Annotated in this window: 8 protein-coding genes and 1 pseudogene; 4 read left to right on the forward strand and 5 right to left on the reverse strand. The window is 63.9% G+C overall.

Features of this window, described 5'->3' with window-relative positions; all coding sequences use genetic code 11:
- On the reverse strand, positions 1–288 hold a 288-nt coding region (locus tag H7225_RS14935), incomplete at its 3' end, for a DUF4372 domain-containing protein (RefSeq protein ID WP_290663194.1).
- A 61-nt stretch (positions 289–349) separates the two neighbouring features.
- Between H7225_RS14935 and H7225_RS14940 the strand changes: the two genes are divergently transcribed.
- Both H7225_RS14940 and H7225_RS14945 read left to right on the forward strand, forming a co-directional pair.
- Positions 350–754 (forward strand): HipA domain-containing protein, encoded by a 405-nt coding sequence (locus H7225_RS14940; RefSeq protein WP_290663208.1) that lies wholly within the window; start codon positions 350–352, stop codon positions 752–754.
- The gene (locus H7225_RS14945) at positions 664–4320 is read left to right on the forward strand and encodes a DUF748 domain-containing protein (RefSeq protein WP_290663196.1); all 3657 of its coding nucleotides are present in this window, start codon (positions 664–666) and stop codon (positions 4318–4320) included. Before H7225_RS14940 ends, H7225_RS14945 begins: the two co-directional genes overlap by 91 nt.
- A 7-nt stretch (positions 4321–4327) precedes the next feature.
- Here the strand turns inward: H7225_RS14945 and H7225_RS14950 are convergent, their stop codons facing one another.
- The 4 genes from H7225_RS14950 to H7225_RS14965 all read right to left on the reverse strand — a co-directional run bounded on the left by H7225_RS14950 (position 4328) and on the right by H7225_RS14965 (position 8539).
- Positions 4328–5080, reverse strand: a complete 753-nt coding sequence (locus H7225_RS14950) for a MerR family transcriptional regulator (protein WP_290663198.1) — start codon at positions 5078–5080, stop codon at positions 4328–4330.
- 182 nt (positions 5081–5262) lie between these two features.
- Positions 5263–5994 (reverse strand): bifunctional demethylmenaquinone methyltransferase/2-methoxy-6-polyprenyl-1,4-benzoquinol methylase UbiE, encoded by a 732-nt coding sequence (ubiE, locus tag H7225_RS14955; protein ID WP_290663200.1) that lies wholly within the window; start codon positions 5992–5994, stop codon positions 5263–5265.
- Positions 5991–7259, reverse strand: a complete 1269-nt coding sequence (locus H7225_RS14960; RefSeq protein WP_290663202.1) for an NAD(P)/FAD-dependent oxidoreductase — start codon at positions 7257–7259, stop codon at positions 5991–5993. The genes ubiE and H7225_RS14960 overlap by 4 nt, the downstream gene beginning before the upstream one ends.
- Positions 7260–7303: 44 nt before the next feature.
- Positions 7304–8539, reverse strand: coding sequence for a GGDEF domain-containing protein (locus H7225_RS14965; protein WP_290663204.1), 1236 nt, complete (start codon positions 8537–8539; stop codon positions 7304–7306).
- A 150-nt stretch (positions 8540–8689) separates the two neighbouring features.
- On the opposite strand from H7225_RS14965, the gene H7225_RS14970 reads away from it, so the two are divergent.
- Both H7225_RS14970 and H7225_RS14975 read left to right on the forward strand, forming a co-directional pair.
- Positions 8690–9508 (forward strand): TIGR00266 family protein, encoded by an 819-nt coding sequence (locus tag H7225_RS14970; protein ID WP_290663206.1) that lies wholly within the window; start codon positions 8690–8692, stop codon positions 9506–9508.
- 113 nt (positions 9509–9621) lie between these two features.
- Positions 9622–9857 (forward strand): annotated as a pseudogene (locus H7225_RS14975) (YncE family protein); the annotation flags it as partial.

A 9857-nucleotide genomic window follows, 5' to 3' on the forward strand; every position in this document is an offset into this window, starting at 1 on the left:
CCAGATGAGCCAGTTGCGCGATTCGTTGGCATCGGCCAGGGTCGAGCGTTTGACCACCGAGCGAAAGCCCATCGCATAGAGCTTGCTGGCATTGGCCGACAAGCTGGCCTCAATGTCGCGCAGGCTCTCGCGCCACGTGAGTTGGGCGAACGCCATTGCACGGAACTGCTCGGCACACGTCAGCGTGCGCACGCCAGCATTGCCGCCGTGGCGCTGTACGATGCGCGCAAAGCTCGTCCAAGGCAAGAGCTCCATGAGCTGCGCGAACAATGTCTTGCCGACGTACATGCGGACTCCCCAAGGCTGCTGAGCCCAGTAAAGTACGCGACTCTTGGAAAACAACATCCTGGTGGCCAACGATGATTGCCATCTGAAGAATTTGTCTTTCCATGTCCGACCTGATGGCGTGGCGCTGGCGCCTCTCCACGATTTGCTGTGCACCGGTGCGTACGACACGCGTCGCCGGTGCGTTCGAGGGCTTGGTCGCCGACCAAGAGGCGCGTTGGCAGACGCTGCCCAAAGCATGGGCTCCTTACTTGGCCTCAGAGGCCCGACTGCTAGGCCTGGTGCAGCACATCATCCTGCCCGAGATGCCAAGTCGATTGCGAGGGTGATCAACGGCCTTCGGCTTATATTTCCGATGTTCTCCCTCGCCTTCGCACCATGTCCAGCACGCCAGTCACGCCCGCCGATTCGCCCCACCGCAAACACTGGGCCTGGAAGCTCGGCATCGGCCTGGTGCTGTTCGCGCTGATCTGGACGGTGCTGCTGGGCTGGTGGTTGCCGCGTTGGGCCAGGGGCCAGGTCGAATCGGTGGCCACCCAGGCGTTGGGCACCCCGGTCACGCTGGCAAGCCTGAGCGTTCAGCCCTGGACCTTGACGGTGTCCCTGAACGACCTGAAAGTGGGCCCGCCCAAGGCCGAGTTGCTGCAATTGCCTGCCGCGCAAGTTCAGCTCTCGCTCGAATCCATCTGGCGCCTGGCTCCGGTCGTGCGGCGCATCACGTTGGAGCAGCCGCAGGTGTGGGTTGAGCGCCAATCCGCCGAGCATTTCAACTTCACCGACATCGCCAAGCGGCTTCAGTCGGGGTCATCGCAGCCTGCGAAAGATCCCGCTCGCTTTGCCGTCTACAACATCCGCATCAACAACGGCTTGGTGCGCTATTCAGACCGCGTGCTGCAGCAAGAGCACCGCATCGAGGCGCTGAACGTAGGTGTGCCCTTCGTCTCGAACTTGCCCAGCTTTGTCAGCGTGGACGTGCAGCCTTTGCTGGAAGCGCGCGTGGATGGCAGCCCTTTGCGCGTGAGCGGCCGCACCTTGCCGTTCAGCGAAGGCCTGCGCTCCACCCTGGACTTGAACTGGCGTGACGTGGATGTGGCCCATTGGATGCTGGCGGCCAAGCCCTTCATGCCCCTGTCAGCCATGGTGAGCGTGGCCAAGGGCCGGCTGGACACCCACCTGACCGTGAGTTTCGAAGAGCGCAAGCCGCCTGCTGCCGCCGCCTTGACGATCCGCGGCGGCTTGAAGGTGTCCGGCGTTGACTTGGGCTGGCCTGCCGGGGGCGTGCAGGGGCGTTGGTCGTCCCTGGACATCGAAGGCATCGATGCATCGCCATTGGCCCGTCAGGTGAAGATCGGCAGTGTGGCCCTGGCGGGCTTGCAGGTCGATGCTAAAGATCGGCCAGCCGTTGCTGCCAAGCCGGTGGTAGCGCTTGACAAGCCTGACAAGGTGGCCGTGTCCTCCAGCCTTGAGGCGCCCTGGGCCTGGTCGGTGGACAAGGTTCGCCTGGATGCCACGGCCCTCCAGGCCGAAGCACCGGGTGGTGGCGCCTTGCCCAAGCTGGGCCCCGTGAGCTTGCGCATCGATGGCCTGAACTCGAACAAGCAAGCCGCACCTGCCGCCCTGACGCTGGCGGCCACGGATGCCCATGGCGGCCAGTTCAATGTCAGCGGGGTGGTGAGCCCCATGTTGCCGCAAGCCACCTTGAAGGTCTCGGTCAGCAAGCTGCAACCGGCGCCCTGGTTGGCCGCTTTGGGCAAGGCGGTGCCCTTGCCTTTGCAGGTCTTGTCGGGCGAGCTGGCCGTGAGCACCGAGCTGCAAGCCGATGCGCAGGCCTTGAGCTTGCTCAATGGGCAGCTGCAGTTGACGGGCCTCAAGACCAAGGCGGCCAAGGCCAAGGCCAAAGCCACGGACCATGTCGATCTGGCGGGCCTGGACGTGCAGGGCTTGGAAGCGCGCGTGGGCTTGGCCCCCACGGCCACGGGCTTGCAGTCCCTGACCGTGGCCTCCGTGACGTTTGACAAGCTCGACGCGCAAGCCACCCGTGACCCGCAAGGACAGTGGATGATGCAGCCCGCGCCTGGCGCTAGCAGCGATGCCCCTGTCAAGCCTGCCAAGGCACAGGCCGCGCCCTTGATCAAGGTGGGCGAGTTGCGCTGCAAGCTGTGCAAGGTGCAGGTCGATGACCAGTCGGTGATGCCCGCGGCCCGCCTGTCCCTGCACCAGGCCGACCTGGGCTTGAAGAACTTGTCCAGCGATCTCACGCAAGTGATGGGTTTTGACCTGAGCGGCTTGGGCCAAAGCAACGGCCGCGTCAAACTGATTGGTGATGTGCGTGTTCAGCCTTTGCGCGTGAACTCGCAATTGGCCATTGCTGGGCTGGACTTGACGGCCTTTCAGTCCTACATCGCGCCATACCTGAACGTGGCCTTGGTATCGGCCAAGACCGACGTCCACGGCAAGCTCAGTCTGGAAGCCGCGCCCGGCAAAGATCCCCAGGCCTTGAATGCCCGTTACCAGGGCCGTTTTGCCTTGACCGACCTGCGCACGCAAGACAGCGTCAACCAAGCTGATTTTTTACGCTGGCGTTCCTTGGCCCTGGTGGGCCTGGACGTGAACTGGAAGGCCGGTGCGCTCAATGCCGACCTGGGCCGCATCGCGCTCAATGATTTTTACGGCCGGCTCATCATCAACCCCAACGGCAAGCTCAACCTGTCGGACCTGGTCAAGCATGAAGCAGGCGCCGAGACCAAGTCCCTGACCACGCCGCAAGCCACGCCCGCAGCCGCCCCGCCAGCCGCCGCACCCGTGGCTGCCAACGCCACGGCATCTTCGGCCAGCGCCCCGTCACCGTCATCGCCAGCCATGGCCGGCATGAACCTGCGCTGGCAAGGCATCAAGCTGAGCAAAGGCCGCGTCGATTTCACCGACAACTTCATCAAGCCCAATTACTCTGCGCGCCTCACGCAGGTCGAGGGCGACGTGTCGGCCGTGGCCTCGTCAAAGCCCGAGCCCGCCACCGTCAAGATCTCTGGCGCCGTGGATGACAGCGCCCCCTTGCTGATCACCGGGCAACTGCACCCCCTGGGCCCGCGCCTGTACACCGACATCCAGGGCTCAGCCAAAGGCATCGAGCTGACGCGCCTGACGCCCTATGCGGGCCGCTATGCCGGCTATGCGATCGAAAAAGGCACGCTGTCGGTGACGGTGCACTACAAGGTCGACAACGGCAAGCTGGAGGCAGAGAACCACATCTTCCTGGACCAGCTCACCTTTGGCGACAAGGTGGACAGCCCCGACGCGACCAGCCTGCCCGTGCAGTTCGCCGTGTCCCTGCTCAAAAACAGTCGGGGCGAGATCGATGTCAGTCTGCCGGTCTCGGGCTCGCTGGACGATCCGCAGTTTTCGGTCGGCGGCATCGTGTGGCGGGTGGTCGTCAACCTGCTGACCAAGGCCGTGACCGCGCCTTTCTCCCTGTTGATGGGCGGCGGTCAGGACGAGTTGGGCTTTGTGCCCTTCGAGCCCGGCGATGACGATTTGAGCGACATCGCCCGCCAACGCCTGGACACCCTGGTCACCAAGCTGACCGACCGCCCGACGGTCAAGCTGGAAGCCACCGGACGCGCCGACCCCGCCATCGACGAAGAGGGCCTGCGCCAGCGCCACGTGGTGAGCCTGATGCGCCAGGCCAAAGCCAAGGGCTCCGAGCAGTCATTGGCTTCGGTCACCATCGCCCCCCAGGAGCGCGACCAGTGGCTCATCGCCGCCTACAAAGCCGCCGACACCAAGAAGCCCCGCAACCTGGTCGGCTTGGCCAAGACCTTGCCCCCGGCTGAGATGGAGGCCTTGCTGAAAGCCGCCGCGCCCGTGGACCAGGCCAGTTTGATGACCTTGGCCAATCGCCGTGGGGATCGGGTCAAGGCTTACCTGGCCACCAAGCTGTCGCCCGAGCGGGTGCTGCTGACGGCCTCCAAAGTGGGCACCGACAAGCTGCCCGACGACAAGGGGCCGAACACGCGCGTGCAGTTCGCGCTGAAGTGATGAGCGATCAGCGCTTCTTGCCGCCGGTCTTCAGCCGCTTCTTGATCCCGTTGTCGAACTCCTGCTGAAGCACCACGGGAAAGGCGGCCGTGATGGAGCCGATGGCCAGCGGCCGCAGGCGCTCGAACACCGCGTGCATTTGCGCGATCTGCCGAGCGTCGATGGTGGCCGAGGCGTCAGCGCCTGGCGCTTTGTCCTTGGTCATCCTTTGGATCAGGTCCAGGAACAGTTGCTCGACGTAGGTTTTGGCGATGGCGCGTGTGTGCCGGACCAAATCGTCCTGCAGGTCCAGCACGGTGTCCAGTGACACGCCCAGTTCGGCCAGTTGGATGCCGATGCGCTCCAGCGACGGGCTGAGCATCTCGACCTCGTCACCCTCGACCGGCCGGTAAAGGCCGTTCTTGGCCAGGCGCTCTTTTTGCGCCGGACTGGCGGTGGCCCCCCAATGGGACGCCATCTCGGCCATGGCCTTGCGCTGCGAAGGCTCCACCGTGAAAAAGCTTTTGGAAAACAGGTGGGTGACCAGCGAGTACTCGGACCACGCACCATCGGGCGTGTTGACCAGCATGCCGCCAATCGCCTCCAGCCCAAAACCTTGCTGGCGCAAGTCGCGGATCAACTCCAGCTTGCCCAGGTGCTCTTGCCCGTACAGCCCCAGCCGCCCTTGCAGGCGCGGTGGGGGCAACAAACCAGTGGTTTGGTATGCCCGGATGTTGCGAACACTCACGCCAGTCTGGTTGGCCAGGTCTTCCACCGTCATGTCCGATGAGTCGGCAGGTCGGCGGCGAGACCGTGATTGGTTGGCAGAAGAGGCGGTCATTGAAGGGTAACGGGATGCGGTAAACAAGATACTACCTGCCGGGCTCGGGCGCGCACATCATCCTGGCCGGCAAGTTGGTCAGCAAGGACCTCCCTGGTGACGATTTGAAGGCTGAGCTCAGCTCAGCACTTGATGCCCATGTGCAGGGCGACCACGCCGCCCGTCATGTTGTGCACATCAACGTGGCCAAAACCGGCCGTTTTCATCAGGCCCTTGAGCGTGGCCTGGTCGGGATGCATGCGGATCGATTCGGCCAGGTACTTGTAGCTGGCGGCGTCGCCCGCCACCAGCTGGCCCAGCCTGGGCAGCACGTTGAACGAGTACCAGTCGTAGGCTTTTTCCAGCGGCTTGGCCACCTTTGAAAACTCCAGCACCAGCAAGCGGCCGCCCGGTTTGAGCACGCGGCACATCTCGGCCAGGGCCAGGTCTTTGTGGGTCATGTTGCGCAGGCCAAAGGCCACGCTGACGATGTCAAACGTGCCGGTGGGGAAGGGCAGCTTCTCGGCGTCGCAAATGGTGGTGGGCAGGACCACGCCTTCGTTGTGGAGGCGGTCGCGGCCGGTGCTGAGCATGGCCTCGTTGATGTCGGTGTGCACCACGGTGCCCGAGGCACCCACTCGTTTGGCGAAAGCCTGCGCCAGGTCGCCCGTGCCACCGGCGATGTCCAACACTTTCTGGCCCTCTTTGGCGCCACTGGCGGCGATGGTGTAAGCCTTCCACAAGCGGTGCATGCCCATCGACATCAGGTCATTCATGACGTCGTACTTGTTGGCCACCGAATCGAACACCCCGCGCACGCGCGCGGCTTTTTGTGATTCGTCAACCGTGTCGAAACCGAAATGTGTGGAACTCATGGGTGGGATCTTACCAAGGCTCGGGCGCAGGCGGCGGCGCTGGCCCAGGCCCATTGAAAGTTGTAGCCACCCAGCCAGCCGGTCACATCGACCACCTCGCCAATGAAATGCAAGCCGGGCACCTTTTTGCTTTCCAGGGTCTGTGAGCTCAGCTCTTGCGTGTTGACGCCGCCGGCGGTGACCTCGGCCTTGGCATAGCCCTCGGTGCCCTTGGGCGTGATGGACCAGGTGTTGGCGGATTGGCCCAGGGCCTCCAGGTCGCGGTCTTTCACCTCGGCCAGGAGCGCGTCGGCGCGCAAGGCGGGCGTTTTCAAGGCGGCCTGTTCCAGCCAGGTTTGGGCGAGGCGTTGCGGCGCACCTTCGGGCAGGGCCTGTGCCCAGGCCGACGACAACTGCTTGCGCGAGCCCGCTTTGGCCTGCTTCAGGGCCTCCGCCAGGCTGCCCTGAGGCGCGATGTCGATGGTCAGCGATTGACCTGGGCGCCAGTAGCTGGATATTTGCAGCACCGCCGGGCCGCTGAGGCCTCGGTGTGTGAGCAGCAAATCTTCCAGGAAATGCACGCTGGAAGATTGTTTGCGCCTGCCGGTTGATTCCACGTTCACCGACACGTCCACCGGCAGGGCAATGCCCGACAACGCCGACCAGGGCGCCCACTCGCCAGCATCGAAGGTCAGGGGCACCAGGGCGGGCCGCAGTGGGACCAGGGTGTGGCCCAGTTGCAGCGCGAGTTTCTGGCCGAAATCGGTGGCGCCGATCTTGGGAATCGACAAGCCTCCGGTGGCAATCACTACTTGGTGGGCTTGCACCACGCCTTGGTCGGTGTCCAGCTCGAAGCGGTGACCGGCCTCGACGTTGGTGGGTCGCAGCTGCTGAACCCCGCAAGGTTGCCAGCGCGTCACCCCGCCGCTCTCGCACTCTTTCAGCAGCATCTGGATGATGTCGTCAGCTCGCCGGTCGCAAAACAACTGGCCCTTGTGCTTCTCGTGCCAGGCGATGCCGTGGCGTTCGATCAGGCCGATGAAATCCTGCGGTGTGTAGCCGGCCAGGGCCGATCGGCAGAAGTGGGGGTTCTCGCTCAGGAAGTTGGCGGGCGTCACTTCCTTGTTGGTGAAGTTGCACCGGCCACCGCCCGAGATGCGGATCTTCTCGGCCACCTTCTCGGCATGGTCGATCACCAGGACCTTGAGCCCCCGTTGCCCGGCGATGCCCGCGCAAAACAGACCGGCCGCGCCTGCGCCGATCACTACCACGTCAAATTGCTGCATGGGCGGGATTGTCGCGCCTTATCAGCATGGGCTCGTGGGTGCGCTCAGTGCGTGCTCATCCCGAAAGGGCGTGTGCTGGTGAACACGGCTTCGCCGTCGGTAGCCTCGGCAGCCACGGCGCGGCTGCGGCCCTGGCGTTTGGCCTCGAACAGCGCCTGGTCTGCGCGGTGCGTGGCTTCGGGCAGGGACTCGCCCGGCATGACCTGCACCACGCCAAAGCTCAGGCTCAAGGGGGCTTGCTGCAGGGCGAGGCGTTCGGTGTCAACGTGGCGCACCATGCGGTCGGCCACGTGCAGGGCGTCGTTCACGCTGGTCTCGGGCAGCAGGGCGATGAACTCGTCGCCACCAATGCGGCCCAGCAGGTCGCGGCTGCGCAGCATCTTGCGGGCGCCACCGGCCACCAGCTTGAGGGCCTCATCGCCCGCGCCATGCCCGAATTCGTCGTTGATCTGCTTGAAGTGGTCGATGTCGAACAGCATCAGGGATGCGCTGCCCGGCGAGCACAGGCGCATGGTCTGGCTGGCGATCTCGTTGAAGTGGCGGCGGTTGGGCACCTGCGTGAGCATGTCGAAATCGGCCAGCACGCGCAGTTGCCGGTGCGATTCGCGCAGGTCGTGCTCGGTGCGCTCATACGTCAACAGCAGGCACATGTACACCGAGAACATCACGCCGATCACCAGGCCCAGCATCGCCGAGGGCAGCTGGATCAGGCTGGTGTCGTGCACGGTCATGCCCCACGAGGCCATGCCGGTCAGCATGCGCGGCACCTGGAAGATGGCTCCGCCCAGCAGGAAGAACAGGATGACCTTGAGGTAAACGCTTTGCCGCCAGTCGCGGATGCAGCTCACGATCCAGGCGCAATACAGGTAGCCGCAGATGTTGACCAGGCTGAACACCGCCACGCGCGCGCCCACGTCGTCGGGGTTGGCCAGCCACACCCACATCCAGCCCGAGAAGCCAATGAACAGCAGGAAGTAGTCAACCCAGGGTTCGGTGGGCAGGTTGCTGCGCACGTAAAAACGGCGCATGCCGCCCAGCATGGTCAAGGGCCATTGCAATGACAACAGCACCGACACCGGCAGCATGACAGGGTGCGCATCCTTGAACAGCAGGGCCACCGCGCTGATGGTGTTGGCCCACTGCGCGACCGTCCACCACCAGTAGCCACGGTAGGTGCGCTGCGTCAGGCCGACCAGGGTCATGATGCCCGAGGCGGTGAACAGAACCAGTCCCAGGACCAGGGCCAGGGTGGGGGTGTGAAGGGGCTCTAGGTGGAACATCGGTGACCGCTGATCATGCGCGTGACGTGGGTGGCTGTGGGCGACAATCGGATGGGCGCAATAACCCCGATCATGAATGACTTTTGGGTGCTTGTGGTGCCCTTAGTTTCCCCACTAAAGTCGTGTGTTTAACGAAGCGGGAGACCAGTCATGGCCATGGATGTGGTGGATTTCGAGATCAAGGGCGCAGAGATGCAGTTCGTCGAGGTGGAACTCGACCCCGGCGAGGCGGCCATAGGCGAGGCCGGCAGCATGATGTTCATGGACGCGGGCATCGAGATGGACACCGTTTTTGGCGATGGTTCCAGCCAGCAAAGCGGCTTGTTTGGCAAGCTGCTGGGCGCAGGCAAGCGACTGATCACCGGCGAATCCCTGTTCACCACCATCTTCACCAACCAGGGTTCCAGCAAAAAACGCGTTGCGTTTGCCGCGCCGTATCCAGGCAAGATATTGCCCATGGACCTGAGCAAGCTGGGTGGCCGTTTGATCTGCCAGAAAGACGCTTTTCTGTGCGCCGCCCGTGGGGTTTCCTTGGGCATCGCGCTGCAAAAGAAACTGGGCACCGGCTTCTTCGGCGGCGAAGGTTTCATCATGCAAAAATTGGAGGGCGATGGCCTGGCCTTCGTCCACGCTGGTGGCACCGTGTTGCGCCGCGACCTCAAGCCGGGCGAGACCTTGATGATCGATACTGGTTGCGTGGTCGCCTACACCAGCGAGGTCGATTTCGACATCCAGTACGTGGGCAAAATCAAGACCGCCTTGTTTGGCGGCGAGGGCCTCTTCCTGGCCAAGGTGACCGGCCCCGGCCAAGTCTGGCTGCAAAGCCTGCCCTTCTCGCGCCTGGCCTCGCGCATCTTTGCCGCAGCGCCGCAAACCCGGGGTGGCGGTGGCCGCGAAGAAGGCTCTTTGCTCGGCGGCCTTGGCGCCGGTGCTTTGCTGGGTTCGGTATTGGGCGGCAGCGACGACTAATTGTCTCGATCGGGCAGTGAATGCCGCGCGTACACTGCTCGGCTTGATCCCAGGTGACCCAATTGACGAAGTTTCTCAATCAACGCGCATCACGCTGGCTGCCCGCCGCCGCTTTGCTGCTGACGCTGTGTGCCGCCAACGCCAGCGCCAGCCCCATTTTTGCCCTTAACTCGCTGGATGCGACCATCAGCATCATCGACCCGGTGAGCTTCAAAGAGATCCGGCGCGTGCCCACGGGCAAAGAGCCGCACCACTTGTACCTGTCGCCGGATGAAAAGTCACTGATCGTGGCCAACGCCCTGAGCGATTCGCTGACCCTGATCGACCCCAAGACGGGCGAAGTCCAGCG

Origin of the sequence: Aquabacterium sp. (assembly GCF_014378415.1) — a bacterium.
In the GTDB taxonomy this organism is placed as follows: Bacteria; Pseudomonadota; Gammaproteobacteria; order Burkholderiales; family Burkholderiaceae_C; genus Aquabacterium.

Coding starts and splice junctions, on each gene's coding strand:
- H7225_RS14945 (WP_290663196.1), top strand. CDS start 664: ATGTCCAGCACGCCAGTCACGCCCGCCGATTCGCCCCACCGCAAACAC.
- H7225_RS14950 (WP_290663198.1), bottom strand. CDS start 5,080: ATGACGGTGGAAGACCTGGCCAACCAGACTGGCGTGAGTGTTCGCAAC.
- ubiE (WP_290663200.1), bottom strand. CDS start 5,994: ATGAGTTCCACACATTTCGGTTTCGACACGGTTGACGAATCACAAAAA.
- H7225_RS14960 (WP_290663202.1), bottom strand. CDS start 7,259: ATGCAGCAATTTGACGTGGTAGTGATCGGCGCAGGCGCGGCCGGTCTG.
- H7225_RS14965 (WP_290663204.1), bottom strand. CDS start 8,539: ATGTTCCACCTAGAGCCCCTTCACACCCCCACCCTGGCCCTGGTCCTG.
- H7225_RS14970 (WP_290663206.1), top strand. CDS start 8,690: ATGGCCATGGATGTGGTGGATTTCGAGATCAAGGGCGCAGAGATGCAG.